This is a genomic window from Corynebacterium sp. LaCa_282 (genome assembly GCF_057198125.1).
Map to the genome: position 1 here is coordinate 15,794 of NZ_CP191095.1, position 26,297 is coordinate 42,090.

Sequence of the window (26,297 nt, forward strand, 5' to 3'; positions counted from 1 at the left end):
CTTGGGATTATTTTAGAATTGAAGTCCAGTTGCTAAAATAATCCTCATGACCGAGCGGGACGACTTTTGGCTGGAAGAGGATGAACTAGCAGCATTCATGTCCCTGATGAGCGTGAATGTCCGTCTCACCAATATTCTAGACGCGCAGCTGCGCGATGATGCCAAGCTAAGCTTCTTTGAATATACGGTGCTCTCACGGCTATCAGAGGCTGAGAACCATGAAATGCGCATGCGGGATCTTGCGATTACCGCAAATGGCTCCCTGTCCCGCCTGAGCCAAGTTGTCACCCGCCTAGAGCGCCAGGGTTGGGTCGTGCGGCGTCCTTGCCCCAATGATGGGCGGACGACGATGGCGCACCTCACCGATAGCGGCTGGGACAAGGTAGTAGAAACCGCCCCAGGCCATGCCAAGCAGGCCCGCCGATCCGTTATCGATAATCTGACCCGCGCCCAGATTCATCAGATGACCCAAATTAATGAGCGCATCATCAAAGCCATCGAAGCTGACGAGCGCTATGGCGGCCGCTATTAATTATTTTTTGGGATAGCCGCGGCGGCCGGAGACGGTCTTATCAAAGGGAATCCAAAACCGCAGGGCTGCATCCTGGTTTTTGGAGATGCCAATGCGCGGGCCGCGCACCCATTCCGGTGCAGACTCGCGCTCAGAAAGCTGCACTGGCAGGTGGTTATCCTCCAGCGTTGCTCCCAGAGCTTTTCCGAGGTTCCCGGGGCCGCGGGCTAGGTTATGAAAATCGCTGGTGCCGCGTCGTGCAAAGGCGGTATCGATCCCGGATAGCACCTCACCGCCGCGCAGTAGGCACCCTTGGCCCACGCCTTCGGGCGCGCACACGATATTGACATTGCGGTGGATACCGTAAGAGGCATACACATACAGCCGGCCGGGCGGGCCGAACATGGCGGCATTGCGCGGGGTTTTCCCACGAAAGGTATGGGCGGCGGCATCGTCTGTGCCCAAGTAGGCCTCGACCTCCGTAAGGCGAATGCTCACCCCAGCGTGCGTGATGACGCAGCCAAGGAGTTGCGGGGCTACGACATCAGCAGTGCGGGAGAAATCAATCATTAACGGGAGTAGTAGCGCTTTCCGTCTACCGGGGTGCGCAGCAACTCATCGAGGCTGACCGGCTCCAAGCCCTTGGCGCGCAGGCCATCGATAATGCACTCGGCCGCATTGACGGTGGTCGGGTGAATATCGTGCATCAGGACGATGGAACCTGGGTTAGCATCCTGGACGGCGGCATTGCAGACGTGCTGCGAGTCGCGGATCTTCCAGTCCAAGGTATCCACGTTCCATAGGGCCTGCGACAAGCCCTTATCCCTGGCTACCTGGTCAACCGTCTCATTGGTGGCACCGTAGGGCGGGCGCAGCCACTTTGGATTCTGCCCGGTGGCATTGCGGATCGCTGCATTGCCGGCGTCTATTTCTTGGGCAATATCGCCGTAAGCTAGTTGGTTGAGCTGGCGATGGGTCTTGGTGTGATTGCCAATGGTGTGACCTTCTGCCTGCATGCGCTGGAGCGCTTGGGGGTACTGGTAGGCGTGATCCGCTAGCACCATGAAGCTGGCGTGGGCGTTTTTTGCCTTGAAGGTATCCAAGAGCTGGTTGGTATAAGGGCTTGGGCCATCGTCAAAGGTAAGGGCCACGCAATTCGGGCAATCGACGCCGTTGCCCTGTGGCTGCGGGGCTGGTTGCGGTGCGGCTCCAGCTTGGGGATCCGGTGCGGGTGCAGCCTCATTCTGTGGCTCGTCTTGTGGTGCTACTGAGGAAACAAGATCCTGTGCCTGCGCGCGGGTGTTGTCGATGTGGCTTTGAATATCGGTCTGAATCTCAGAAACCGCGGATTGGATATTAGGTTCTGAGGATCCGGCTACTTTCGGGGTGCCTTCGAGGAATTGCGCATTGGCGCAGGCGGGAAGGGCAGCGGTGGCGAGTACGGTGAGCGCGGAGGTAAGAAGTCGACGCATACTTTTCCTAGGAACGAGGACAGATGGGCACGATTAGCCAGCCTACTCCACTGCGAAGGGAATTATGGATTAAACGCGTGTGATAAATGTGATAGAAGTAAATCACTGTGCCGCGGTGTCTTCGGCATTTTTGGAATGAGCGGCTGCAGTAGTAGAGTACAAGCCACTGGGGCATTAGCTCAATTGGTAGAGCATCTGCTTTGCAAGCAGAAGGTCAGGAGTTCGATTCTCCTATGCTCCACAGGAAAAGTCCGGATTCTGGTTAAAGAATCCGGACTTTAGTCATGCATAGGGTTACAAAAAGCGCTTGACCATGATGTAATGCTCGGCGTACACACCCACATGCTCGAATCCCAAGCGTTCATAAAGCTTCTGCGCACGCGGATTATCGGGGTGGACGGCCAGGGAAATACCGGGCGCTTTGAGGGTCTGGGCGAGGGAAATGGCGGCATCGATAAGCGCGGTGGCAATGCCCTGGCCCGCAAAGCGGCTTTCTACCGCGATGGCAAATTCTGGGATGGACGGTTCCACGAACCCGTAACCGTGATTGTCCTCGGTACCCCAACTGAGCCACACCCCGCCGGCGGGCACGAGGTCCTCCCAAGCGATGAAACCTCCCTGGTTGGGCTCCCAATTTTCCACGTAAAAGGAAAAATCATCGGCAAAACCGGAAGAAAGCTCGCCTCGTTCATCACCGAAGGTATCGGTCAGGAAGTTGAGGCGAGCTATATAAGTGCGATCGGATTCTTGTGTCGCGCGAATTTCCATAATCCCCAGGATATATGAAGAATCCGCCGGGCTAGTTAAGCCAAGTGATAGTTATGCACGTCCGCGCCGTTGAACTCGCGCATTTCACCGGATTCGTCAACGGAGCGGAAGGTAGCGCCGTTATCGATGGCAAAGCGGAGGTTATCCACGCGCGGGGAGGGATCATCGGTTACTGGGCCTGCGGGGAAATAGTACGTTGAACCGTCTTTGAGCTTGACGGTGAGAGACTCAAAGTTCATTGTTTATCTCCTTGTAGAAAGCCTTAATGGGTGAATTCAAGCAGGAGATTTTTGATTAGGCAAAGCAATGAGATCTAGGCAACGCCTACTGCACCCCCGCCGCGGGGGTGCGAAAGGAACTACTGCTCGTCAGATTGCAGGCGGTGCTTGCCTTCACTCTGGTGATCATCGGTGATGCGGGTGGTATCCGCTTCCTCCGCGGCGGCCTCTTCTTCCTCGCGGTGCTTAGCCAGCTGCTCATCGATGGACCCCAAGAGCTCCTCATCGCGCACAGCGCCCTCTTCGGCGAGGTCCGAATCGGCTTCGTGCTTAGCTTCGCTGGTGGAGGTGTAGACCAAGGTGGAATCTGGGGCGGTGTTTTGGGTGCCACCGCGGTAGTCATCCACGCGCGGTGGGGTCTGGGAAGGCTTGTCATTGGAGCGCAGCCAAGCGTAAATTGCACCGGTTGCCGCGGCGAGCAGGGCAACGATTCCGGCAACGGTCCAGAACTTGGAAGACTTCTTGTCCTTCTTGGTCTGCTTCTTTGCAGCCTTGGTGGCCTTCTTCTTGGTTTGCTTGCGGGCCTTCTTTGCCTTCTTGGTGGCTTCCTTCTTGGCCTCATCGAAACGCTCGACGGCGTCCTCGCGGTAGTTATTGAATTCCTCTAGGGCGCGCTCTAGGCGGGAGTGCGCGGCCTGGGTTACGGCGCCTGCCTGCTTGCGGGCCTCATCGAAGGCGCTATTGTCTTCCTTTTGCATCTGCTGGGCAGCCTCTTCGAGCGCGGTATACGTTTCGCGGGACTTTTCTTGCCGGTAATCGCGCAATTGCTTCCACAGGTTGGAACCGGTCTTCAACGCCATATTCACTGCGGTGGGGTTCATGAGTGCAGGTGCTCCTTAGATGAGATTTATCTGTCCTTTCCCATCCAGCATAGTGGCCAGCCTGGCACCCCACCACTGTTTTGGCGGGTGATTCAGGGGGTGGAATCACCCATAAAATAGACCGCTTGGTTCAGATTGGTGGATTAATATTCACGTCGATTTTGGCCAACCGCGCTGTTTATGGGCCTGCAAAGGTAATACCATTAGCGGCGTGCTACCCCGCAAACTGAACAGCTTGGTACGTTTTCCTCCAGACAGCAATTGAGATCGGGAAAAGGAGGTGACTATGAGCCCGCGATTTTCGGCGTCAGCACCGTTGGATTCCATGAGTGAAGAAGAGTTAATGGTGCCGGAGCGTTTGGCGCTATCTTTCGAGGTAATTCCGCCGCGCCATGATGCCGATGAAGCCAAAATCGACCGTTTGCTGGAAACCTTGGAAAGCTACCACCCGGATTATATTGCGGTGACAAGTTCCAAACGGTCCGGTTGGCTCGAAGGGACGACGGCCTTTATCGAGCGGATTTCGCGCACCACCTCGATGCGTCCGCTTGCGCACCTGGCCTGCACGGCTGGTTCGCGCACGGAACTTATCGGCTGGACCAACCGCTTGGTCGATGCCGGTGTCCGCGGCCTGCTGGCCCTGCGCGGGGACCTGCCAGAGGAAGGTTTGCCGGAGCACTATCCGCAGCATGCCGATGAATTGATAAGCCTCATCCGGCAACTAGAAAGGCAGCAAGCCGCGCGGTTCGCCGCTGGCCGCCTGGCCGTCGGAGTCGCGTGCTATCCCAGCGGGCACGTTGAATCTAAAAACGAAGATGAAGATTTTGACGTCTTGCTCAAAAAGCAACGCCTCGGCGCGGACTTCGCCATTACCCAACTATTCTTCGACGCCCAGGATTACCTGCGCTTTACCAAAAAGGCCCAACTGGCCGGGGTGCATATTCCCCTTATTCCGGGAATCATGCCCATGACCAGCCTGCGCCGGGTGGAGCGAATGGGTGAGCTGTCCGGGCTCGCCGTGCCTGAAAGGGTGCGGTCGGCGCTCGCGGCAGCGACAACCCCAGAAGAAGAATACGAAACCGGCATGGAACTGACCGCCGAACTAGCCCGCGACATCGTGGCTGGTGGGGCGAGCGGGCTCCATTTATATACCCACAACAATCCCGACAATACTCACGACCTACTAACCCGAATCGGAGTAGACAATGACCAACGCTAATTTCCCCAAGGCGACAATTGAGGGCTATCCCCGCATTGGCGCCAACCGCGAGTTGAAGCGCGCGCTCGAGTCCTACTGGGCCGGCCGCATCGATGCGGAGACCTTCGAGTCCGCCGCACACTCGCTGCGCCTGGATACCTACAACCGCCTGCGCGACCTCGGCCTGACCGAGGACTACGCCATCCCGGCAGACGTCGCTTACTACGACCAGGTTCTCGAAACCGCACTGACCGTCGGTGCCGTTGCCGGTGAAACCCTGGATGATGAGTTCACCCTGGCCCGCGGTAATAAGGACACCGCGCCGCTGGAGATGACCAAGTGGTTCGACACCAACTACCACTACATCGTGCCGGAAATTGCGGATGACCACGCTTTTAAGGCGTACCCACAGCGCATTATCAAGCTGGTAGAAGAAGCCCGCGAAGCAGGCCACACCGTACGCCCGTACCTCGTTGGCCCGGTCACCCTGCTGGCCCTGTCCAAGCAGGCCGAGGGTGCCGCCAAGGCCCCGCTCGAACGCCTAGACGATGCCGTTGCCGCCTACCAGGAGGTACTGGCGGAGCTGCACAAGGCTGGCGTGGAGTGGATCCAGTTGGCAGAACCCGCCCTCGTTGCAGATCTGATCAACGCCAGCGATGAGGAATTGGCCGCATATACCAAGCAGGCTTACTCCGCCATCTTGGGTGCAGAAGAGCGCCCACAGGTCTACCTGACCACCCCGTACGGCTCTGCCCGCAAGGGCCTCGATATCATCGCAGAGCTCAAGCCAGAGGCCGTCCAGGTTGACCTTTCCGTCGGCACCTTGGCCCTGGATGAGGGCTACCTCGAGCGCGTCAAGAACCTGAACACCCACGTTGTTGCCGGCCTTGTCGATGGCCGCAATGTCTGGGCCGCCAACCTGCGCGACCTGCGTTCCAAGTACGAGGACCTGGCAGGCAGCATCGATGAGCTGTCCGTATCCACCTCCGTGTCCTTGCAGCACGTGCCGCACTCTGTCGAGGCAGAATCCAAGCTGCCTGCCGATGTCGCTCCGTGGTTCTCCTTCGCTAATGAGAAGGTCAAGGAAGTCGTCGCCCTGGTACAGGGCCCAGAGGCAGCCGAAGAGGCCTACAGCGTCAGCGACCGCGCCGTTCGCACCCGCGCCGAGTCCGAGCGCATCAACAACGCCGCCGTGCAAGAGCGCATCTCTCAGCTGCCGGAAGGCGAGGTCAAGCGCGAGCCGGCCTTCAACGAGCGCAAGGAAGCACAGAAGGAGCTCGGCCTGTCTGAGCTGCCGACCACCACCATCGGTTCCTTCCCGCAGACCAAGGAAATCCGCCAGGCGCGTGCCGCGCACCGCAAGGGCGAGCTTTCTGATGCCGACTACAACTCCGCCCTCAAGGACGAGGTCAAGTCCGTCATCGAACTGCAGGAGCGCCTCGGCCTGGACGTCCTGGTGCACGGCGAGCCAGAGCGCAATGACATGGTGCAGTACTTCGCGGAGCTGCTCGATGGCTTCGTCACCACCGAAAACGGCTGGGTACAGTCCTACGGTTCCCGCTGCACCCGTCCGCCGATCGTGGTGGGTGACATCTCCCGCCCGGCTGCCATGACCACCGAGTGGTCGAAGTTTGCACAGTCGCTTTCGGAAAAGCACGTCAAGGGCATGCTGACCGGCCCGGTCACCATCCTGGCGTGGTCCTTCGTCCGCGATGACGTGCACCAGTCCGTATCCGCGGACCAGCTGGGCGTGGCCTTGGCAGACGAGGTTCGTGACCTGGAGGAAGCCGGCATCGACATCATCCAGATCGATGAGCCAGCCCTGCGCGAGCTGCTGCCGCTGCGCGAGCAGGACCGCAAGGCCTACCTGGACTGGGCAGTGCGCTCCTTCCGCCTGGTAGCCCTCGAGGCCAAGCCCACCACCCAGATCCACACCCACCTGTGCTACTCGGAGTTCGGCCAGATCATCGACGCTGTCGCCGGCCTGGACGCAGACGTCACCTCCATTGAGGCTGCGCGCTCCCGCATGGAGCTGCTGGAGGATATCGATGAGACCTTCCACTCTGAGATTGGACCTGGCATCTACGATATCCACTCCCCGCGCGTGCCTTCCGTGGAGGAAATGGCAGAGCTTATCCGCGCCGCGCTCAAGAACGTGCCGCTGGATCGCCTGTGGGTTAACCCGGACTGCGGCCTGAAGACCCGCGGTTACGAGGAGACCGAAACCTCCCTGCGCAACATGGTGGAAGCCCGCGATGTGGTGCGCAACGCCCTCTAAATAGAATCTGCGAAACTCTAGGTTCTTAAAGAAAACGCTATGCAGCCGGTCTGCATAGCGTTTTCGTGATCTTGTACCCACCCGTGACGCTATGGCCGGATCCGGATTACCGTGGGCGCTATGAAGCACTCAGCATTTCGCAATAGCCAAGAATCCTTCCTGTCTGATTCCCTGGCCGGGTTCATCGCCCAGCATCCCGATGCCACCTGGCACGACGCGGGCTTCATCGGGCGCAGCACCCCGCTGCGCACGGCCGATGATAAACCGGCGGTCGCGGTCATCTCCGGTGGCGGATCCGGCCACGAGCCCATGCACGCCGGCTTCATTGGGCAAGGCATGCTCGCCGCAGCCTGCCCGGGCCTGCTTTTTACCTCCCCGAATGCGGTCCAGGTCAGCGAAGCCACGCAGTGGGCCGACCAGGGCAGGGGAGTGCTGCACATTGTGAAGAACTACACCGGCGATGTCATGAACTTCACCGTGGCCCGCAACGCGGCGGAGGCCGTAGATACGCGTTCCGTCTTGGTTGCCGATGATATTGCTACCGAAGGCACCGGCGAGGGCCCTGGCAGGCGCGGTACGGGTGCTACGATCCTGGTGGAAAAGGCGGCCGGTGCCGCGGCGTATCGCGGCGATGACCTGGATAAGGTTACCGAGCTTGCGGAACGTACCGCAGATAATTCCCGCAGCATGTCCGTGGCGCTGGGATCCGGCTTTTTGCCCACCACGGGGCGCGAAACCTTTGATCTGGACGACGGGCACATGGAAGTCGGCGTGGGCATCCACGGCGAGCCCGGCACGCACACGGAAAAGGTCGATAATGCCCATGCCATCGTGGCTACCGTGCTGGAAAAGCTGGGTGCGGCCCTCGACATCAGCAGCGGCGACGAGGTGGTGTGCCTAGTCAATGGCCTGGGCGGCACCACGCCTTTGGAGCTGAGCCTTGTCTTCGGCGAGGCATCCGCGCAGCTGGCGGAAAAAGGAATTACGGTAGTGCGCTCCATGGTGGGCAACTTCGTCACCGCGGTCAATATGCACGGCGTATCCATCACGCTGCTCAAGGCGGACGATGAGCTGCTTGAGCTTATCGATGCCCCAACTTCAGCCCCCGCCTGGCCCCATACCTTGGGCGGTACCAAGCAGGTGGAATCGGCGCGGATTACCTTTGAAGATGAATTGCCTACCGAGGGCGAAGAGAACCAGTGGTTGAGTGACTTCGTTGACCGCGTGCAATCTTCCATCGAGGAGTTGACCGAGCTTGACCGCAAGGCCGGCGATGGGGACTTCGGCACCAATATGGAGGCGGCGCTTGAAAGTATTGAATTGCCGCTGCGCGGCGCGGATGATGAGATTTTCACCGGCTTGGCCAAGCGCTTCCTCGTCCTGGCGGGCGGAACCTCGGGCGCGGTCTTCGGCAGCTTCTTCAACGACATGGCCCGCGCGGAGACCTTAGCGGAAGGTTTGAACAGCGCGGCGGAGTTCATTCAAGAACTGGGCGGCGCGCAGCGCGGGGATTGCACCATGCTCGATGCGCTCATTCCGGCCGCGGAGAAGGCGCAAGAAATCGGCGCAGAACGCCCAGACGAGCAAACGCTCCAGGCCCTGTACGAGGCCGCACGCGAGGGCGTGGAAGAAACCGGAAAGATCGCCGCCAAGAAGGGGCGCGCATCCTACCTGGGCGATCGCAGCAAGGGAGTCATTGATCCCGGTGCTCTCGTGGTTAGCTGGCTATTTGGGGGACAAGCCCTGTCAGCTGAGTAGGGGAGAATGGTGGCGCGATCGCTGAGAGCGTTATGTCTTGCACAGCGGAGAGGAAGTAAATTCTTTACAATGGCTGGCATGACTCAGAAGACCGCAACTGCAACGATGCATACCAACTACGGCGATATTGTTATCGATCTCTTCGGTAACCACGCACCGGTAACCGTTGAAAACTTCATCGGTTTGGCCAAGGGCGAAAAGGACTACTCCACCCAGAACGCAAAGGGCGAGCAGTCCGGCCCGTTCTATGATGGCGCCATCTTCCACCGCATCATCGATAACTTCATGATCCAGGGCGGCGACCCCACCGGCACCGGCCGCGGTGGCCCGGGCTACCAGTTCCAGGACGAGTTCCACCCAGAGCTGCAGTTCGACCGCCCATTCCTGCTGGCCATGGCAAATGCTGGCCCAGGCACCAACGGTTCCCAGTTCTTCATCACCGTGGCGCCGACCCCGCACCTGAACAACCACCACACCATCTTCGGTGAGGTTACGGACCCAGCTTCCCAGGAAGTCGTTTCCAAGATTGGCAAGGTCGACACCGACCGCATGGACCGTCCGCACGAGGACGTTGTCATCGAGTCCATCGATATCGCCTAAGCGTTTTCTCGCACCGCGCCCGGCACCACACACCTTGCTGTGGTGCCGGGTTCGTTTAGTTTTATCCGAATGCCAACAAAGGGTCAGCTTCTACGCCATGGTGAAAAATTATTTGCGAACCGCCCCCGTTACCTCGACCATTGCCGCGATCTGCATCATCGCGTGGTCAATTACCGCGGCACAAGCTCGAACATTGGGCGAGACCTTCTTTCTTTCGACGCTCAGCCAAGATTGGGCCCTGTGGGGCCCGCAGTACGCCGATGCACCGCTCACGGCGCTGTCCTCGGAATTTATGCACTTAGACGGCGGGCACCTCGCGGTCAATATGGTGATGCTCCTGCTCATCGGTAGGGAAGTAGAGCGCGCCCTCGATACCGGGCTATACATCGCCGCGTACCTGGTTTCTTGTTTGGGCGCTTCCGCCATGGTGCTGTGGTTCGATTTTGGCACGCCCACGGTAGGCGCCTCCGGGGCGATCTTTGCGCTGATGGGCATGCTGGTGGGCGTCTTCCGGCAACGCGGGATGGATCTGCGCGCGCCCATCGTCCTCGTATTGGTCAATGTGGGCTATACCTTCGTCGCGGAGGGAGTCTCCCTGTGGGGCCACCTTGGCGGGTTGTGCACCGGCATCATCTTGAGCTTCTTCCTCTTTCATCGAAATAAGTCCGTGTGCTGGGCGGGTGTCGCTCTCACCGGTGCGGTCATCATTGTGTTATTGGCCCTGCGAGCTGGGGTTTGGGGATAACTGTGGAATTTGTTCACCGGAATGGGTGTGCGAAAGAAATCCACAACAGTTATCCACATTGTGGATAACCACATTCTTGTAATTTACCGAACGCTTTTCCGGAGTTTTCCCTGATCACACAGGTTATAGCGGTATCGGCGGCCGAAAAGTCACCTGTGGAAGGCCGTGAAAACACTTATCCACAGGGTGGGGATAAGTCTGTGAAATAAATTTTCCACAGGTTTCTTCCACAGCCTGTGGATAACTTTGTACCCATCGTGTGGGCGAATTGGTAAATTGGGGCCACTGACCTGCACAAGGAGGACTGTGGATAAACAACCGCACGCTGTGATCGTCGGCGCAGGGCCCAATGGGCTCACCGCCGCGGCCCGCCTCGCCACGGCCGGCTGGCGCGTGGATGTGTATGAGCGCGCCAGCCACCCGGGTGGGGCGGCGGCATCGTCGACGGAGATCTTCCCAGGCACCGTCGTCGATCTCGGCGCGGCCGGTCATCCTTTCGGCATCGCGAGCCCGGCCTTCCGCGCGCTCGATCTGGAATCGCACGGCCTGCGCTGGTGCCATGCGCGCTATCCCATGGCCCATCCACTGGAGAGCGCGCCGGCGGGCATTCTCCACAATTCCCTAGAGGAGACCGCCGCGGGGCTCGGCACCGATGCCCGGGCGTGGACCCGCCTGCACGGCCACGTGGTGCGCAATATCGACGAGCACGTGAATAACGCGCTCACCCCGCTGGTGCGCTGGCCTGAGCACCCAGTGCGCTTGGCGCAATTCGGCGCGCCGGGCGTGCTTCCGGCGAGCGCGCTCGCGCGGGCGGCATTTACTTCCCCGCAGGCCCGCGCCTTATTCGCCGGTAACGCGGTGCACGCCATTACCTCGCCTACCAGGGCTTTTACCTCCGCTTTCGGCCTGCTCTTTGGCGCGCTCGGCATGACCCGCGGCTGGCCAGTGGTAGAAGGCGGCACGCAGGCGCTTGCCGATGCCCTCGTCTCCCTCCTCCGCTCCCACAACGCCCGCATCTACACCGGCGCCGACATCACGGATGTGCGCAGCCTGCCCCGCGCGGATGCCCTTATCCTCAATCTCACCCCGCGCCAGATCCTTAGGCTGGGCGGGCTCGACCTTCCTGCACGGACTCGACGAAACCTGCGGCGGTGGCGCTATGGCAGCGCGGTGTACAAGGTGGATTTTCACTTAAGCGAACCCGTGCCGTGGGCCGATCCCCGCGTGGGCCAAGCCGGCACCGTCCACGTAGGCGGCAGCGTGGAGGAGATCAGTGGGGCGGAAAGGGACATCGGCAAGCGCCGCATGCCCGTAAATCCCCTGGTCATGGTGTGTCAACAGTACGTGGCCGACCCGTCGCGCGGGCTGGTGCTGTGGACCTACGCGCACGTGCCGCATGACTATGAGGAGCGCTTTCCGGGGGAGGTGACCGGCCTCATCGCGCGGCAGATCGAGCGCTTCGCACCAGGTTTTCGCGATACCATCCTGGCCACCCACACCACGAGTCCGGCCGATCTGGAACGCTGGAACCCCAACCTGGTGGGCGGCGATATCGCCGGTGGCGCGATGACCGGGCTGCAGACCGTGCTGCGCCCGCGCCTCTCCGCGCACCCGCACCGGCTCGCGCCGGGAATATTTATGGCTTCGGGGTCCACCGCGCCCGGGGCCGGCGTCCATGGCATGCCCGGCTGGTGGGCCGCTGGGGATGTGGCTACCCCTTAATAGGAGCCCGGCGTTCGCAGTAGAGGAAAACCGCACCGATCATCCACAGCGTTACCGCGGCAAGATATTCAGGGGTGGTCGTGGTCTGCGGCTCGATACTATTGCCTGGGATAAGCCCAGTAATCAGTGGCTCCAGCACGAAACCGAGTACGGCAACGTAATCTAGCCAGCCCAACCTGTGGGAAAATGCCCCCGCCACGCCGAAAAGTGGCCCGGCGATAAGGGCAAAGAGGAACCACGCGGCATTGGAGGAAAAGGCCGTCTGCCAGTCGTAGATGCCAAAAACGAAAAGCAGCCCGTAGTGCACCGCCAACATGAGCAGGAGTATGCCGGCTCCTGCGAAAAAGGCCGTGGTCCACCGGTGGGCGCACGCCTTGCCCATGAGGTAAGCAAATAGCGCCCACACCATGCCAGAGCCCAGCACTGGGCCAAGGTAATTGCGTAAGGACAGGCGCGCGGGTGCGGTGCCTTCGATCAGGGCGGGATCAGAAAACGCGATATGGACGACGGCATAGGCCACCGAGACGGCTAAGCCGGCCAAGAGAACGTACTGGGACCGGTGCCGCGGCGGTGCGGGCGAACGACTGGTCATGGTGTGCTCCTTGAGATGAGGATCCCGCCATGTCCGAGGCGAGTACTTGTGAAGGACATGAAACGGTTATTATTTCAATAATAATTGCATGCGCGATATCGCGGAAGAGCACTCTTAGTGGTCATTTAGACAGTAGATCGCACCCAATTTATCCCTGCGCTTTTGCAGAGTAGCTGCTTGATGACAAAACCGGAGGGTCCAGTTGAGCAGACTGATTATCAAGGCAATGAGCATGGATATGTCTCAAAATGCACATATAGGGCTAGTCATGAAGCAACAACCACAGTGCTAAGGGCTACGTAACTTAAAGGAGATACGTGGTCAGTTTTCATCTCTATTCTTCCGTAGGTCATTCATTGGTCGGGCGCATAAAGATATCCATCATCGAGAAGGTGGGATCTGACGAGGCAAAGATCCGGTCTGTTATATCACGCGGCGACCAGCTATCAGGGAAATCCTTGAACTCATTTGTGACAGTTCCGAGGGCCAAATCGGGACTATTTTTAACAGCAGTGAGGATGGTGAAAACCTCGTCAGGGGTGGCGTGGGAAGAGTTTATGTCATTAGCGCCGGTGGCATCAGCAATGCTGGCCCAATCATTTACTTCCGCAATATCGCTTAAAATATTAGAAACAATAGTTTCTGGTTTTAAATCCATATTTACGTTCTCCTGACGTGATGCGGTGGTTGGCGTAGGTAGCGCGCTTGCTAGAGAGAAGCCGAGGGTAGAGGTGGCATCGGCAAGCGATACTTCCTAAAGATCAATGTAGTCCAGTGGCTGGTGCGGGTCTATGCCTAAACGAAGTTGAGCATTACAGTCGATAGTCCTCGAAAATCTCACATAAAAAAGTGAAAGTGACATCATTGACACTGGGGTATGGTACCAATAGGTTATAACATAGTGCTGCGCTGGGATATCGGCGCGTTTATGGGATGGTGCCTGCCCACACAACAGAAAAGTGAACGAAATATGCAGACACAGACGAAGGGCCGCGTAGAGGGCCTGTACATCGACGAGAACGTCGAGCTGCGCGCTGGTGCGCTGAACTTTGGCGGGCGCATTGAAGACATCTCGTTTGGTGATGTCCCCGCAGCGCATGCGGCCTGGCAATCCGGTGACCCAAACGTTTTGCTGTGGGTCCCAGGTTTCGTGGATCTGCACAATCACGGCGGCAATGGCGGAAGCTTTCCCAATGGTGATTATGACCAGTGCCGCGCCGCCGCGCGCTTTCATCGCGCCCACGGCACCACCACGCTGATAGCCAGCATGGTTTCTGGGACGCAAGCGGAGCTGTGCGCGCGTGCGGAGCTGCTCGCCACACTGGCAGATGAGGGGGATATCGCCGGCATCCACATGGAAGGCCCATTCATCGCCGCGGCCAAATGTGGCGCGCAGGACCCATCGCGCATCGTGCCGGGAGACCCAGACTTTTTCCGCGCGGTGATCGACGCCGCCCGCGGCCACCTGCGCTCCATTACCTTCGCCCCAGAAACCCAGGCCGCTGCAGAGCTCCTTGAGGTTTGCGCAGAACACGATATTATCGCCAGCTTGGGCCATACCGAAGCCGATTATGAGACCACGCTGCGGGTCATGGCGCAGGCGAAAGACTTGGGCGTCACCGTGACCGGCACCCACCTTTTTAACGCCATGCCGCCCATCCACCACCGTGCACCCGGCACGGTGGCCGCGCTCCTTACCGGCTCGAAGGCGGGCGATGCGGGAGTAGAGCTCATTGCCGATGGCGTGCATCTTGCCGATGGCACCGTGGATATGGCCTATAACCGCCGCTCCTTTGCGGTCACCGATGCGATGGCCGCTGCCGGCATGGCCGATGGCTCCTATGAGCTGGGCTCCCTGCCCGTTACCGTGACCGATGGCGTGGCGCGGGTGGACAGTGGCGCCATCGCCGGTGGAACCTCCACCTTGGCGCAGCAATTTGCGCGTTTTGCCGCGCGCCACGGCGCAGAGGAGGCGGTTCGGTTTACCTCCACCACGGCCGCGGACGTACTGGGGGATAAGGACATAGGGCGTTTGGCTCCCGGCAAGCGCGCCAACCTCGTGGGCCTGAATGCGCAATTCGAGCCCATGCGCGTCATCGCTGATGGCATTGACATCACCGCCGCGACAGATACTGATTCACGTTAGGAAATACTGCATGGACATCCTCATTCGTTCCACACCAGCAGAGGTGGCTATTGCCGCCGCCGATATCTTCGTCCGCTATGCCAACGCCGGGGCCACCTTGGGCCTGGCCACGGGTTCTACTCCGGTAGCGATGTATCAAGAACTCACCGCCCGCTGCGAGCGCGGGGAGGTGAGTTTCGCTCGCAGCCGCGCCTTCCTCCTCGATGAATACGTGGGGCTGGATCGCTTCCATGAGCAGTCGTATTACTCCACCATCCGCCGCGTATTTACCAGTCACGTCGACTTCATCGATGAGTTAGTGCAGAGCCCCGAGGGCGATGCCGCGGACTCGGACCGCGCCGCAGCCGCCTATGACCAGGCCATTCGCCATGCTGGCGGCATCGATATCCAGCTGCTGGGCATTGGTGGCAATGGGCACATCGGCTTTAATGAGCCCTCCAGCTCCTTGCAATCGCGCACCAGGCTGGAAACGCTACACCCGCGGACGGTGCAGGATAATGCCCGCTTTTTCGAGAACACGGATAGCGTTCCTCGCTACGCGCTGACCCAGGGGCTCGGCACCATCAGCGAGGCCCGTCACCTATTGCTGCTGGCCACCGGGACCGAAAAATCCAGCGCGGTCCGCGACATGGTGGAGGGTCCGCTATCCGCGCACTGCCCGGCCTCAATCCTCCAGCTGCACCCGCGGGCCACGGTGATTCTCGATGAAGACGCGGCTTCCCAGTTGGAAGATTACGAGTACTACCGCTTTGTGGATGAGCACCGTCCGCACTGAAGCCCTCTTTTACCTCTTTACACCTTTGAAAGGACTCCTCTCGTGAAACTCAATATTATGGGGCCGCTGCAGCGGCTCGGAAAGGCGCTGATGGGCGCCGTGGCAGTACTGCCTGTCGCGGCGATCCTCGGCGGCGTTGGCTACTGGATAGCCAGCGTTGCCGGCCAGGATAACGTTGTCGCGCAGCTGCTGGTCAGCTCCGGCGGTGCCGTGCTGGATAATCTGGGCTGGATCTTCGCCGTTGCCATCGCCTTTGGCCTGGCCAAAGACTCCAATGGTGCCTCCGCACTGTCCGGTTTCCTGGCGTATGCCACCTTCATGAAGCTCTTGGGCCCCGACGCGGTGGCCGGCTATCGCGGCATCGAAGATCCCGAGGCTCTTACGGGCGACGAAGCCGTCGAATGGGCGGCTGAAGGTTGGAATGCAGTCGGTGACGGCAACGTTCTTTTCGGCATCCTTGCAGGCATCATGGCGGCGATGGTCTATAACCGCTTCCATGGCACTAAGCTGCCGGACTTCCTGGCCTTCTTCTCTGGCCGCCGCCTCGTCCCCATCCTCACTGCGCTTTTCGCCATCGTGGTTTCCGCCATCCTCTACTTCGTATGGCCCTTCATTTACCACGCGCTCTTCAACTTCGGTACCTCCATCCAGGGCCTCGGTGCTGCGGGTGCGGGCATCTACGGCGTGGCCAACCGCCTGCTCATTCCGACGGGTCTGCACCACGCACTGAACTCCGTGTTCTGGTTCGACGTTATTGGTATTAACGACATCGGTAACTTCCAATCCGGCCAATCCACTATCGACGCGGCCGCCGCGGCTACCTCCGCCGCAGAGTGCCCTGGTATTTGGGAAAACGGACAATGCACCGTGGACGGAGTGGTTGGACGCTACCAGGCCGGATTCTTCCCAATCATGATGTTCGGCCTGCCAGGTGCCGCCCTGGCCATGTACCTGCGCGCGGATAAGGGCCGCCGCAAGGTCATCGGCTCCCTCATGGCCGCCGGCGCCCTAGCCTCCTTCTTCACCGGCGTGACCGAGCCGCTGGAATTCTCCTTTATGTTCGTCGCCCCGCTGCTTTATGTGGTGCACGCGCTGCTGACGGGCCTGTCGGTCTTTATCGCCTCCGCGATGGAATGGACCGCGGGATTCGGCTTCTCCGCAGGTTTTGTGGATATGTTGTTGTCCTCGCAAAACCCGCTGGCCAATAAGTGGTACATGCTCCTAATTATGGGCGTTATCTTCTTCGCCCTGTATTTCGTTATCTTCTACTACCTCATCGGCTGGTTTAACCTGAAGACCCCAGGCCGCGGCGATGAAGAGGACGCCCCTGAAGACGACGATGCCGCCACGGGCGATGACAAGACTGCCGCGTCCGCCTCCCGCATCATCGAAGGGCTCGGTGGCAAGGATAATATCGATTCCCTGGATTACTGCACCACCCGCCTGCGCGTGGGTGTAAAGGATCGCGCGCTTGTCGATGACCCCACTATCAAGCGCGCCGGTATCTCCGGCGTCATCCACCCTTCCGAAAAGAACGTGCAGGTCATCGTGGGCCCCTCCGTGCAGTTCATGTTTGATGAGGTCAACCACCAACTGCGCACCGGCTCCGCCTCGGTAGCTACGAAGTCGGCGAAGCCCAGCGAAGAGGCTCGCCCGGCGGAGAAGATCGGCACCGATATTCAGCTCCACGCCCCGTTCGAGGGAACCGTCGTGCCGCTTTCTGAGGTCCCCGATGAGTCCTTTGCTCAGGGCATGGTGGGCGAAGGCTTTGCCGTTATTCCTACCGTGATCGATGCCTTCGATGTCTGTGCCCCAGTAGATGGCACCATCACCATGGTCTTCAAGACCGGCCATGCCTTCGGCATGCGGACTGAAGAGGGTCTTGACCTGCTCATTCACATCGGCATCGATACCGTGGAATTGAAGGGCGAGGGCTTTACCAAGCTCGTGGACAAGGGCGATGTCGTCCGCGCCGGCACCCCCATCATTGCGGTGGAGTCTGAGAAGCTGCGCGAACGCGGCATCAACCTCATCACCCCGGTGGTCTGCCCCACGGTAAAGCAGATCGCTGGAGTAGATATCGAACACGAGGGCCGCGCTGACCAGAGTGTCTCTGTTGCCCGTGTGCGCCCGGCTGAACACTAAGGCCTAAGCACGGAAACCCTCGCGGTCACCTTGCGGTGGCGGCGAGGGTTTCTTTTTGGCGGCGGTCTAGCGCCAGCCCATGGTCATGAGCAAACCAATGAGGGCGAGGCCGAAACCAATCCCGTAGTTCCAACCGCCGAGCTCCGCCATGAAGGGGATGGATTCACCGGCGAGATAATTGACCACGAGCCACAGCAGGCCAATGACCATCAGGCCAAGCATGATGGCCACGTACCACTTCGGGGTGCCTTCAGAGTTGATTTTGACCGGGGTGCGATTCGCCCCGGCAGAGCTCGATACCTGGGTGGCAGAGCTCTGGGTGATCTTTGACTTTGGCATAAGAGACCTTCTCTAGACTTCAGTTCTTATCTCAGTGCTTACTGATGAATTACGATACCAGCAGCGGTGGTTACGGCAGTAGCGCCGAGGCTTCGAATTTCCAGATGCGAACCTCCACGTCCTGATCCTTGCGGATGGTATCGCCAGGATTGATGGATGCCCAACCGATCTTATTGCTATCGACCAAGGCGCCGGTAGGAATTGGCTCGCCCACGCGCAGCTGGCCATCCCAGCCCGCCTGGCGCAGGGCATTTTCGGCTTGTCCTTGATTCTTGTGCATGACCTCAGGTGCCTTCATGAGCATCCCATTGGATACCTCAATGGTGACAGTCTGGCCCTTTTCCAGCTGTGCGCCCTGGTTGGACACGTTCAGCACGGTGCCTTCCGGCTCTAAGGAATCGACTTCGCGGACATTGACATCAAAGTCACTGGCTTCGAGGCGGCTGCGCGCATCCTCCTCGTTCAAACCGGAAACATCAGGAACGCGCTTCTTTTCGATGCCCTTAGATACCGTCACCCGGACCTTCGAGCCCTTGGACAATTGGGTACCACCCGCGGGGTTCTGCTGGATTACCTCGCCGGCGGGGGCCTCATCATTGCGCTCGGAAATATCGGAGTTCAGCTCTAGGCCTGCCTCTTCCAAGACCTGCGCGGCCTGATCCAAGTTCATGCCGGTGATATCCGGGACATCGATGATTTCCTTGCCGGAAGAAACGGTCAAGGTAACCGAGGCATTCTTCTGCAATTCCGAACCCGGGGCCGGATTGATGCGAATCGCCTTATTGCGATCGATATCCGGGTTAGCCTCTTCGTTAACGGTGACGAGAAGCCCCAAGTCCTCGAGATCTTTGACCACTTCATTGCGCGGGCGGTTTTCTACCTCCGGCACGATGACGCTATTGTGCTCCGCTACCTCGGTTTGGTCACGGCCACTCCTATCCTTTTCATCGTCGCTACTCCAGAAATCCCAGGCAAAATAGCCCAAGATGGCGACCAACAGCGCGACGAGGAGCAGCGCGAGCCATTTCATCCAACCGCCGCCTTCATCCTCTTCGGGTGCTCCGGTAGGACGCGTCGATTCGATCGGTGCCCGGTGGGATGTAGCAGTAGCGGTGGCCGGCGCGGGCATCGCCGTCGTGGCATCGTCCTCGTTGACGTGCATGCGGGCGGCCTCGGTGACCTGGCCCGTGCGCAGACGATCCAAATCGCCGGCCATCTCCCACGCAGACTGGTAGCGGTCCGCGGGGTGCTTGGCCATCGCGGTCAGTACCACTGCATCGATATTGACCCGCTGGGTGGGGGTCAACGAGGGGTCATCGATAAGCTCCGAAGGCGGGGTCGGTTCCTCCTGCACATGCTGGTAAGCCACGGCAAAGGGGGTTTCGCCTTCGAACGGGGTGCGGCCGGTGAGTACCTCGTACATGACGCAGCCCAGCGCATAGACATCAGAACGCGCATCGGCGTTCTTGCCGCGCGCCTGCTCCGGGGAAAGGTACTGGGCGGTACCGATAACGGCAGAAGTTTGGGTCATCGCCGAGGTCGAATCATCCAATGCACGGGCGATGCCAAAGTCCATCACCTTCACTTGGCCGGTGTTGGTGAGCATGATATTCGCCGGTTTGATATCGCGGTGAATGATTCCCGCCTCATGGGATGCCTGCAAGGCCTCCGCGACCGGCTTGAGGATCTCCGCCGCCTCTTGGGCAGGCAGCGGGCCATCTTCGCGAATAATATCGCGCAGCGTAGCCCCGTTGACCCGCTCCATCACGATATACGGGATGGTCATGCCGTCCATCTCGGTCTCGCCGGTGTCATAGACCGCGACGATATTGGGATGGTTTAATTTGCCCGAGTTCTGCGCCTCGCGGTAGAAGCGCTCGCGGAAGTTGATATCGCGAGCCATCTCCGTGCGCAGCATTTTTACCGCTACTTGCCGGCCTAAAGTGGTGTCTTCTGCGGCAAATACCTCGGACATGCCGCCGGAGCCGATGATCTCACCGAGCCGGTACCGGTCATTGACCATGGCTTAGTCACCATCCTGTCTTAATAGGTCAGATAAATCCCCAGGGAGTTCATCGGGCTGTGAGTTTACTGTGTTTTTCTGCTCAGGTGTATTTTCGACGTGCGTCTCCTGCGGCTGGCGCTGCTGGGGCTGACGTTGCTGCGTCGGGGTATTCGGGGCCTGCTGGTTTCGCGTCGGGGCCTGCTGGTTCGGGGTCTGCGGCTGCCGGTGATTATCGCGCGGCGCCTGGTTGCCCTCCCGATCCGTAGGCTCCGTCTCCGTCACCGTCACTTCCTGCGGCGTTTCATTAGTATCTTCTTCCTCCAGGGTTTCTACCTGCGTGGTCGTGGGATCCCGGTATTCGGTAACCACGGACGTTTCTTGGGTAGACGAAGGCTCGCTATCGCCGCCCTCGCTATTCATGAGGTTCATGATGGCGTAGCCGGCCGCGGCAAGCAGGGCGATGGCCGCGACGATACCCAGGCCTTTAAGGAAAGACTTCCCGCCCTTCGAATCATTGGCCGGGGCTGGTGCTGCCTTGCGCTGTGGTGCCGCCGTCCCCGTGGCCGTCCCCGCCGCCGGATGAATGGTGGTGGGCTGGGCGACATCGGCAAGCATCTCAGTCGATGCCGAGGGCGAGGGCTCCGGGGCCTGCTGGTGGGGCGGAATGGACTTGGGCTGCGGTGGGCGCTTGCCCAGGCGTACATCGGATACCGCGACCGTAAATTCATTGCCATCGGCATAGCGGGTATTGGGATCCTTGCGCAGCGCGATACGAATGAGCTCGCGCGCCGGGGCGCTAATCGTGGTCGACAGCGGTTCAGGCTCTTGATTAATGTGGGCAAGAGCAATGGACACGGAGGAATCGCCCGAAAAGGGGCGCTTGCCGCCGAGCATCTCGTAACCCACGACGCCGAGCGAATAGATATCCGAGGCAGGGGTGACCTCCTTGCCCTGCGCTTGCTCAGGCGAAACGTACTGGGCGGTACCTACCACCATGCCGGTGCGCGTGAGCGGTACCGAGGCAGCCGCCTTGGCGATGCCAAAGTCCGTAATCTTTACCTGCCCATTTTGGGTAATCATCAGGTTGCCGGGCTTAATATCGCGGTGCACCAAGCCCATCCGGTGGATTATGGATAGGCCGTGGCCCGCCTGCTCAAGCACGTCGAGCGCGAGTTCTTCTTGCAAGGTGTTCTCGCGCGCGAGCAGGTCCGCGAGGGATTCGCCCCGCACGTATTCCAAGGCCATGAAGCAGAATTTGCGGCCATTATCTTCCAGCTCGCGGTAGTCATACGTGGTCACCACGTTATCGGACTGGATAGATTCGGCGGATTCCGCTTCATTGCGGAAGCGAGAGAGGAATTCCTGGTTATCAGAAAACTCCGGCCGCAAAACCTTGATGGCTACTTCGCGGTCATTGCGAGTGTCATCGGCAAGCCACACCGTTGACATGCCACCGTGGCCAATGATCCACTGCAGCTCGTAGTCGCTGCCGATGAGTTCCTGGAGATGGTCCTTATTCTCGGTATTCTTCATTACTGCTCCCCCTGGTATGCGCTCAAGATGGCACGACCAATTGGGCCAGAGACTCTGCCGCCCGTTGCGGATTCGCCCAGGTTACCGCCGTTCTTGACGACGACCCCGACGGCAATATCGCGGTCCGGGTCAAAGGCCACGTACCACACGTGCGGAGCCAAGCCTTCGCCGTGCTCGGCGGTACCGGTCTTGGATGCAAAGCCATTGCCGTCGTAGCCCCACGAAGAACGCTCGGAGGCAAACATCAAGTCCTTAATGGTCGATGCGGTCTCTTCCGTCACGGCCTCGCCGCCCTTCTTGGGCTTGGTGGTGCGGATCTCCTTCATCTGGGCATCGGTAATGCGATTGACCAGGTAAGGCTCCATGCGCGTGCCCTTATTGGCCACGGTGCCGGCCATGACTGCCGCCTGCAACGCGCTCATGGTGACATCGCGCTGGCCGATGGCCGATTGCGCCGTCGCCGCACCATCCGGCAGGTCACCCAAGGTACCAGCGGAGGAAGAGACGCCCAGATCGTATTTCTTGCCGATTCCGAAACCCTCCGCGTACTTGCGCAGCTCATCCGCGCCAATCTGCTCAGACATCTGCACAAATGCGGTATTGCACGACAGCGCAAAGGCGGTCTGCAGGGTCACTGAATCCTGGCCGTTGCATTTCTCATTGCCGTAGTTGGTCAGCTCCGTGACGGCATCCGGCAGGGTAATCACGTTGGCACCGGTCAGGCTCGACGAGGGATTGAATCCATTATTCAATCCGGCCGCAGTCGTAATGATCTTGAAAATAGATCCCGGTGGCAAGGTATCCGCCGCTGCGTGATTGACCAGTGGCTGGCCCGCTTGCTCCTGCAAGCCCGTCCAGGCCTCATCGGCGGACTCGCCGACCAGTGAATTCGGGTTAAAGCCCGGGTTGGAGGCCATGGCCAGAATCTTGCCCGTCGATGGCTGGATGGCAACCGCCGAACCTTCGTATCCCGGACCCGCCAACTGGTCATACGCGGCCTGCTGCAAGGCTGGGTCGATGGTGACCTCTACATTGGCGCCCTGGGTGGGCTTATTCGCGATGGCATCCAGCCAGTGCTGCTTGAACAGGGAATCATCCGTGCCATTGAGAATGTCATTTTGCGAAGATTCCAATTCCGAAGCGCCGAATTGGCTGGACAAGTATCCGGTGATATTGCCAAAAGCAGGCGAATCGATGGGATAAGACCGGGAGTAGGTCTCATCCGGGTTTTCCGTGGATTGCGCCAGCACCGTATTGCCGGAATAGATCTGGCCGCGCGGGGTGGTCTGCAACTCAATAAACCCGCGCGAGTTCTTAGCGTTATGCGCGTATTTATCGTCCGAAAATGCCTGAATCACCGTCAGGTTCACCAACAGAATTGCGGTCAAGACGATGGCAAATAGGGACACTAGGCGGATGGATTTGTTCATCGGTAAGCCTCCTGAACCGACGGGAACATGGAGGTGTCACTCGGAGCATTGCTCGAGTTCTCCTGCATGGGTCGGCGTGCCGCGTTAGAGATCCGCAGCAAAATCGCCAACAGTACATAGTTAGCCATGAGAGAGGAACCACCGGCGGACATGAAAGGAGTGGTCAAGCCGGTCATCGGCAGCAGGGCGGAAATGCCACCGGTGACGACGAAGACCTGTACCGCCAAAGTAAGAGAAAGGCCTGAAGCGACCAGTTTGCCGTACGTATCGCGGGTACGCAACGCGGTATTGAATCCGCGGGTCACCAACATACCAAAGAGGACCAAAACGGCAGCTAGGCCAATCAGGCCCAATTCCTCGCCGATGGCGGCGAGGATGAAGTCAGAGTGTGCCACCGGCACCAATTCGGGGTGGCCCTGGCCCAAGCCGCTGCCGGAAATACCGCCAGAGGACATACCAAAAAGGGACTGGGCCAATTGGTAGCCGGTGTTGTCGTAGTTAGCCAGCGGGTCCATGAAGTTGGAAAAACGCTGCTGGATTTTTTCGGATACCTGGTAAATGCCAAAGCCACCGATACCGACGAGGACGAGGCCAATAAATAGCCAACTAACCCGGCCGGTAGCCATAAATAGCATGCCCAGCACCGTGCTAAAGAGCAGCAGTGCCGGACCGAAGTCATTGGAAATGCCCATGATGATGATGGCGATGGCCCACACGATGAGAATGGGGGCGAGGTCGCGCAAGCGGGGCAGGGAAATCCCTAAGAAACGATAGCCAGCCACGGTAAAGAGTGATCGCTTCTGCGTCAGCAGCATGGCGAAAAATAGGATCAGCATGATCTTGGAGAACTCACCCGGCTGAATGGAAAATGGCCCGAAGTTCAGCCAAATGCGCGCTTCAACGCCATCAGGTTGTGGCCACACCAACGGCAGCGCCAACAGTACGAGGCCGGCCGCACCCAAGATATAGGAGTAGCGGGTGAGTGAGCGATGGTCCTTGACAACCGCCAGGACCAGCACAAAGAGCACGAGGCCAACGACAGTCCACATGACTTGGCGGACCGCGAGACCCCGATCATTGACCAAATCCAAGCGGGCCAAAACGATAAGCCCAATGCCATTAAGGATGGCCACGATAGGCAACATGATCTGGTCCGCGTAGGGCGCCAAGAAGCACATTGCCAGGTGCGCAATGGTAAAGACACCAATGAATCCACCGATGAGGTAGATCAGGTCCGTCGTGAGCGCATTATCTTGCGACAGCTCCAAACTGACCAAGGTAATGGCAAAGACAGCCGCGGCGAGGATAAGGAGGCCGAGTTCGATTCTCCGGCTAAAAAACTTCTGCATCAGCTACACCTCCCTACAAGTGACCCCAGGTTTGTTTTCCTTGGTGTTTTTATTATCTTTTTGGCTCGGTGCAGTGATACATGGCTTGAGTGCCTTTTCACCCAGGTCATTAATCTGATCCTGAACCTTGCTCAGATCACCGGCGGAAATGTGGTTGACCGCGCCGCGCTCAGACTCGGGCAGGTCAGAGACCTTCAGCGGGGTGAAGTCTCCCTTGCACTTCTGTGCAGAAAACAGCAAGGAATTCTTGTCATTAATGCACACGTATTGGTGGGTGGAGCTTAAATCCTTGCCAAATACGGAATAATCCGCGCCCTTCAGGATGGTGATTTCCTGGGCATCGTTGGTCTCGGCGTAGTAATTATTGGACAAGAAGTTCTTGACCCACAGCCCCGCGCCGATAACGAGCGCCAAGATGATGATGAGCGCGATGAGGACCTTCCACCCGACTTTTCGTCGAGAAGGCTCGTCCTCTGCCTCTTCTTCATCGGAGTCCTTAGCCGCGTTGTCTTCATCGGCCATGACGGCCGGCGGAATCACCTGGGGTTTACGGGTGAGTTTGGCGGCGCGTGATGCAGAAGAATCCGGGTGAGTGGGCTCTTCTACCGAACCCGCCAGCGCACCGACGCGGAAAGGCTCGTGGGTGGCGGGCTTTTCTTCCGTAACCTCGCCGATGACGACCGTGACATTGTCTGGTCCGCCCGAACGAATAGCGAGATCCACGAGGGTGGACCCCGCCTGTTCGATGCTTCCTTGGCCAAGGGCGGTTTCAATAGTGGAAGCCGTAACCGGGTCAGACAGTCCATCCGAGCACAGCAGGATGCGGTCACCCGCCTTGGCTTCGAATGTAAAGAGGGTCGGCTCCACCGCACGCCCGGTATAGGCCTTCAAGATGAGGGACTTTTGTGGGTGGGAAGAAACATCTTCTGCAGCCAGCTCGCCCTTATCCACCAAGGACTGCACATAGGTATCGTCCTTGGTGATTTGCTCGAGCTTGCCATCGCGCAGCAAATAAGCGCGCGAGTCGCCCACATGGCAGACACCAAAGGTGGTGCCATTGAACAGCATCGTGGACAGCGTCGTGCCCATGCCCTCGGTCTCCGGGTGGGCGGTGACGTGCTCGCTGATGGCCTCATTGGCGTCATCGGCAGCAGCCGCAAGGAGCGCCTCCGTGTCCTCCTTACCCGGATCCTGATCCAGGATTTCGAGGTGGTTGACCATGAGTTGGGAGGCGACCTCACCCGCGGCATGCCCGCCCATGCCATCGGCCAAAATCAGCAGGTGAGACCCGGCGTATCCGGAGTCCTCATTATTTCCGCGGATAAGCCCGCGGTCCGACTTGGCAAAAAAGTTTAGCTTCAGTGTCATGCGTTCAACCTCACGGTAGTGCGGCCTAGCTTAATTTCGGAGTTCGCGCCGACTACCTCAGGTTGGTCGATGCGCACACCATTGACGAGGGTTCCGTTGCGAGATTCCAAATCCTCCACTACCCACTCGCTGCCGCGGCGAAATAGGCGTGCATGATGGCCGGAAGAGTAATCATCCCCAGTGACAAAATCACAGTCAGCGGCGCGGCCCAAGGTGCATTCCTCGAGCGTGCCCAAATTCATGTGGGATCCCTGCAAAGGGCCCTCCACAATAGAAAGCTGCTTCACTGCAGCATGACTGCGCGGGGACGCACCCATTTTTGACGGCTGTGGCATAGCACCTGCGGATTTATTGGTATCCCGCCGCATGGCATTCAAGGCCACCAGGACAAATACCCACAAAAGAGCCAATAAGCCGATGCGAAGCGCCAGCATGATGACTGCATCCATGGCGGCCTCCCTTCC

24 protein-coding genes and 1 tRNA gene are annotated in these 26,297 nt (G+C 59.2%); 11 read left to right on the forward strand and 14 right to left on the reverse strand.

What is annotated here, in order from left to right; translation table 11 throughout:
* The first annotated feature begins 46 nt into the window (after positions 1–46).
* On the forward strand, positions 47–532 hold the full coding sequence (locus tag ACP8KU_RS00075) for a MarR family winged helix-turn-helix transcriptional regulator (RefSeq protein WP_005276035.1): 486 nt from the start codon (positions 47–49) through the stop codon (positions 530–532).
* Here ACP8KU_RS00075 and ACP8KU_RS00080 read toward each other — a convergent pair whose 3' ends face one another.
* A complete protein-coding gene (locus ACP8KU_RS00080; RefSeq protein WP_035108208.1) occupies positions 533–1,081 on the reverse strand; it encodes a DNA-3-methyladenine glycosylase in 549 nt (182 codons plus the stop codon). It lies immediately after the preceding gene.
* Complete coding sequence (locus ACP8KU_RS00085) at positions 1,081–1,983, reverse strand: polysaccharide deacetylase family protein (protein ID WP_284631262.1); 903 nt, start codon at positions 1,981–1,983, stop codon at positions 1,081–1,083. The genes ACP8KU_RS00080 and ACP8KU_RS00085 overlap by 1 nt, the downstream gene beginning before the upstream one ends.
* A 168-nt stretch (positions 1,984–2,151) precedes the next feature.
* Here ACP8KU_RS00085 and ACP8KU_RS00090 point away from each other — a divergent pair.
* Positions 2,152–2,224: transfer RNA gene (locus ACP8KU_RS00090), tRNA-Ala, on the forward strand.
* Positions 2,225–2,277: 53 nt separating this feature from the next.
* Here the strand turns inward: ACP8KU_RS00090 and ACP8KU_RS00095 are convergent.
* The 3 genes from ACP8KU_RS00095 to ACP8KU_RS00105 form a co-directional block, all read right to left on the reverse strand.
* The gene (locus ACP8KU_RS00095) at positions 2,278–2,751 is read right to left on the reverse strand and encodes a GNAT family N-acetyltransferase (RefSeq protein ID WP_023016417.1); all 474 of its coding nucleotides are present in this window, start codon (positions 2,749–2,751) and stop codon (positions 2,278–2,280) included.
* Between the two features lie 35 nt (positions 2,752–2,786).
* A complete protein-coding gene (locus ACP8KU_RS00100) occupies positions 2,787–2,990 on the reverse strand; it encodes a hypothetical protein (protein ID WP_023016418.1) in 204 nt (67 codons plus the stop codon).
* Between the two features lie 119 nt (positions 2,991–3,109).
* Positions 3,110–3,850, reverse strand: coding sequence for a hypothetical protein (locus ACP8KU_RS00105; RefSeq protein WP_023016419.1), 741 nt, complete (start codon positions 3,848–3,850; stop codon positions 3,110–3,112).
* Positions 3,851–4,136: 286 nt separating this feature from the next.
* Here ACP8KU_RS00105 and ACP8KU_RS00110 point away from each other — a divergent pair, with 286 nt between their 5' ends.
* From ACP8KU_RS00110 to ACP8KU_RS00135, 6 genes are all read left to right on the forward strand, one after another.
* The gene (locus tag ACP8KU_RS00110) at positions 4,137–5,069 is read left to right on the forward strand and encodes a methylenetetrahydrofolate reductase (protein ID WP_023016420.1); all 933 of its coding nucleotides are present in this window, start codon (positions 4,137–4,139) and stop codon (positions 5,067–5,069) included.
* Entirely contained in the window at positions 5,056–7,326 is a 2,271-nt protein-coding gene (gene metE, locus ACP8KU_RS00115) for a 5-methyltetrahydropteroyltriglutamate--homocysteine S-methyltransferase (RefSeq protein ID WP_484483790.1), read from the forward strand. The genes ACP8KU_RS00110 and metE overlap by 14 nt, the downstream gene beginning before the upstream one ends.
* A 120-nt stretch (positions 7,327–7,446) precedes the next feature.
* Positions 7,447–9,084, forward strand: coding sequence for a dihydroxyacetone kinase family protein (locus ACP8KU_RS00120; RefSeq protein ID WP_484483791.1), 1,638 nt, complete (start codon positions 7,447–7,449; stop codon positions 9,082–9,084).
* Between the two features lie 69 nt (positions 9,085–9,153).
* The gene (locus ACP8KU_RS00125) at positions 9,154–9,684 is read left to right on the forward strand and encodes a peptidylprolyl isomerase (RefSeq protein ID WP_005280498.1); all 531 of its coding nucleotides are present in this window, start codon (positions 9,154–9,156) and stop codon (positions 9,682–9,684) included.
* Positions 9,685–9,781: 97 nt separating this feature from the next.
* Complete coding sequence (locus ACP8KU_RS00130) at positions 9,782–10,429, forward strand: rhomboid family intramembrane serine protease (protein WP_474897355.1); 648 nt, start codon at positions 9,782–9,784, stop codon at positions 10,427–10,429.
* Positions 10,430–10,735: 306 nt separating this feature from the next.
* Complete coding sequence (locus ACP8KU_RS00135; RefSeq protein WP_484483792.1) at positions 10,736–12,151, forward strand: phytoene desaturase family protein; 1,416 nt, start codon at positions 10,736–10,738, stop codon at positions 12,149–12,151.
* Here ACP8KU_RS00135 and ACP8KU_RS00140 read toward each other — a convergent pair.
* Entirely contained in the window at positions 12,141–12,743 is a 603-nt protein-coding gene (locus tag ACP8KU_RS00140; RefSeq protein WP_484483793.1) for a hypothetical protein, read from the reverse strand. The genes ACP8KU_RS00135 and ACP8KU_RS00140 overlap by 11 nt on opposite strands.
* Positions 12,744–13,092: 349 nt before the next feature.
* Positions 13,093–13,401, reverse strand: coding sequence for a hypothetical protein (locus ACP8KU_RS00145; protein ID WP_237792246.1), 309 nt, complete (start codon positions 13,399–13,401; stop codon positions 13,093–13,095).
* A 312-nt stretch (positions 13,402–13,713) separates the two neighbouring features.
* Here ACP8KU_RS00145 and ACP8KU_RS00150 point away from each other — a divergent pair, with 312 nt between their 5' ends.
* The 3 genes from ACP8KU_RS00150 to nagE are packed head-to-tail and all read left to right on the forward strand — an operon-like array spanning position 13,714 to position 17,809.
* The gene (locus ACP8KU_RS00150) at positions 13,714–14,889 is read left to right on the forward strand and encodes an N-acetylglucosamine-6-phosphate deacetylase (RefSeq protein ID WP_484483794.1); all 1,176 of its coding nucleotides are present in this window, start codon (positions 13,714–13,716) and stop codon (positions 14,887–14,889) included.
* A 10-nt stretch (positions 14,890–14,899) separates the two neighbouring features.
* Positions 14,900–15,664, forward strand: a complete 765-nt coding sequence (gene nagB / locus ACP8KU_RS00155) for a glucosamine-6-phosphate deaminase (RefSeq protein WP_023016428.1) — start codon at positions 14,900–14,902, stop codon at positions 15,662–15,664.
* 57 nt (positions 15,665–15,721) lie between these two features.
* Complete coding sequence (gene nagE / locus ACP8KU_RS00160; RefSeq protein ID WP_484484171.1) at positions 15,722–17,809, forward strand: N-acetylglucosamine-specific PTS transporter subunit IIBC; 2,088 nt, start codon at positions 15,722–15,724, stop codon at positions 17,807–17,809.
* A gap of 66 nt (positions 17,810–17,875) precedes the next feature.
* On the opposite strand, the gene crgA is transcribed toward nagE, so the two are convergent.
* From crgA to ACP8KU_RS00195, 7 genes are all read right to left on the reverse strand, one after another.
* Entirely contained in the window at positions 17,876–18,148 is a 273-nt protein-coding gene (crgA, locus tag ACP8KU_RS00165) for a cell division protein CrgA (protein ID WP_005276080.1), read from the reverse strand.
* A gap of 70 nt (positions 18,149–18,218) precedes the next feature.
* On the reverse strand, positions 18,219–20,171 hold the full coding sequence (pknB, locus tag ACP8KU_RS00170) for a Stk1 family PASTA domain-containing Ser/Thr kinase (protein WP_484483795.1): 1,953 nt from the start codon (positions 20,169–20,171) through the stop codon (positions 18,219–18,221).
* 3 nt (positions 20,172–20,174) lie between these two features.
* Positions 20,175–21,686, reverse strand: coding sequence for a serine/threonine-protein kinase (locus ACP8KU_RS00175; protein ID WP_023016431.1), 1,512 nt, complete (start codon positions 21,684–21,686; stop codon positions 20,175–20,177).
* On the reverse strand, positions 21,686–23,116 hold the full coding sequence (locus ACP8KU_RS00180) for a penicillin-binding transpeptidase domain-containing protein (protein ID WP_484483796.1): 1,431 nt from the start codon (positions 23,114–23,116) through the stop codon (positions 21,686–21,688). The genes ACP8KU_RS00175 and ACP8KU_RS00180 overlap by 1 nt, the downstream gene beginning before the upstream one ends.
* Positions 23,113–24,465: an FtsW/RodA/SpoVE family cell cycle protein gene (locus ACP8KU_RS00185; RefSeq protein ID WP_005276093.1), complete on the reverse strand. Its 1,353-nt coding sequence runs from the start codon at positions 24,463–24,465 to the stop codon at positions 23,113–23,115. The genes ACP8KU_RS00180 and ACP8KU_RS00185 overlap by 4 nt, the downstream gene beginning before the upstream one ends.
* 3 nt (positions 24,466–24,468) lie before the next feature.
* On the reverse strand, positions 24,469–25,833 hold the full coding sequence (locus ACP8KU_RS00190; protein ID WP_284638482.1) for a PP2C family protein-serine/threonine phosphatase: 1,365 nt from the start codon (positions 25,831–25,833) through the stop codon (positions 24,469–24,471).
* Positions 25,830–26,282, reverse strand: coding sequence for an FHA domain-containing protein FhaB/FipA (locus ACP8KU_RS00195; protein ID WP_005276102.1), 453 nt, complete (start codon positions 26,280–26,282; stop codon positions 25,830–25,832). Before ACP8KU_RS00195 ends, ACP8KU_RS00190 begins: the two co-directional genes overlap by 4 nt.
* Between the last annotated feature and the right edge of the window lie 15 nt (positions 26,283–26,297).

Coding starts and splice junctions, on each gene's coding strand:
- ACP8KU_RS00075 (WP_005276035.1), top strand. CDS start 47: ATGACCGAGCGGGACGACTTTTGGCTGGAAGAGGATGAACTAGCAGCA.
- ACP8KU_RS00080 (WP_035108208.1), bottom strand. CDS start 1,081: ATGATTGATTTCTCCCGCACTGCTGATGTCGTAGCCCCGCAACTCCTT.
- ACP8KU_RS00085 (WP_284631262.1), bottom strand. CDS start 1,983: ATGCGTCGACTTCTTACCTCCGCGCTCACCGTACTCGCCACCGCTGCC.
- ACP8KU_RS00095 (WP_023016417.1), bottom strand. CDS start 2,751: ATGGAAATTCGCGCGACACAAGAATCCGATCGCACTTATATAGCTCGC.
- ACP8KU_RS00100 (WP_023016418.1), bottom strand. CDS start 2,990: ATGAACTTTGAGTCTCTCACCGTCAAGCTCAAAGACGGTTCAACGTAC.
- ACP8KU_RS00105 (WP_023016419.1), bottom strand. CDS start 3,850: ATGAACCCCACCGCAGTGAATATGGCGTTGAAGACCGGTTCCAACCTG.
- ACP8KU_RS00110 (WP_023016420.1), top strand. CDS start 4,137: ATGAGCCCGCGATTTTCGGCGTCAGCACCGTTGGATTCCATGAGTGAA.
- metE (WP_484483790.1), top strand. CDS start 5,056: ATGACCAACGCTAATTTCCCCAAGGCGACAATTGAGGGCTATCCCCGC.
- ACP8KU_RS00120 (WP_484483791.1), top strand. CDS start 7,447: ATGAAGCACTCAGCATTTCGCAATAGCCAAGAATCCTTCCTGTCTGAT.
- ACP8KU_RS00125 (WP_005280498.1), top strand. CDS start 9,154: ATGGCTGGCATGACTCAGAAGACCGCAACTGCAACGATGCATACCAAC.
- ACP8KU_RS00130 (WP_474897355.1), top strand. CDS start 9,782: ATGGTGAAAAATTATTTGCGAACCGCCCCCGTTACCTCGACCATTGCC.
- ACP8KU_RS00140 (WP_484483793.1), bottom strand. CDS start 12,743: ATGACCAGTCGTTCGCCCGCACCGCCGCGGCACCGGTCCCAGTACGTT.
- ACP8KU_RS00145 (WP_237792246.1), bottom strand. CDS start 13,401: ATGGATTTAAAACCAGAAACTATTGTTTCTAATATTTTAAGCGATATT.
- ACP8KU_RS00150 (WP_484483794.1), top strand. CDS start 13,714: ATGCAGACACAGACGAAGGGCCGCGTAGAGGGCCTGTACATCGACGAG.
- nagB (WP_023016428.1), top strand. CDS start 14,900: ATGGACATCCTCATTCGTTCCACACCAGCAGAGGTGGCTATTGCCGCC.
- nagE (WP_484484171.1), top strand. CDS start 15,722: ATGGGGCCGCTGCAGCGGCTCGGAAAGGCGCTGATGGGCGCCGTGGCA.
- crgA (WP_005276080.1), bottom strand. CDS start 18,148: ATGCCAAAGTCAAAGATCACCCAGAGCTCTGCCACCCAGGTATCGAGC.
- pknB (WP_484483795.1), bottom strand. CDS start 20,171: ATGGTCAATGACCGGTACCGGCTCGGTGAGATCATCGGCTCCGGCGGC.
- ACP8KU_RS00175 (WP_023016431.1), bottom strand. CDS start 21,686: ATGAAGAATACCGAGAATAAGGACCATCTCCAGGAACTCATCGGCAGC.
- ACP8KU_RS00180 (WP_484483796.1), bottom strand. CDS start 23,116: ATGAACAAATCCATCCGCCTAGTGTCCCTATTTGCCATCGTCTTGACC.
- ACP8KU_RS00185 (WP_005276093.1), bottom strand. CDS start 24,465: ATGCAGAAGTTTTTTAGCCGGAGAATCGAACTCGGCCTCCTTATCCTC.
- ACP8KU_RS00190 (WP_284638482.1), bottom strand. CDS start 25,833: ATGACACTGAAGCTAAACTTTTTTGCCAAGTCGGACCGCGGGCTTATC.
- ACP8KU_RS00195 (WP_005276102.1), bottom strand. CDS start 26,282: ATGGATGCAGTCATCATGCTGGCGCTTCGCATCGGCTTATTGGCTCTT.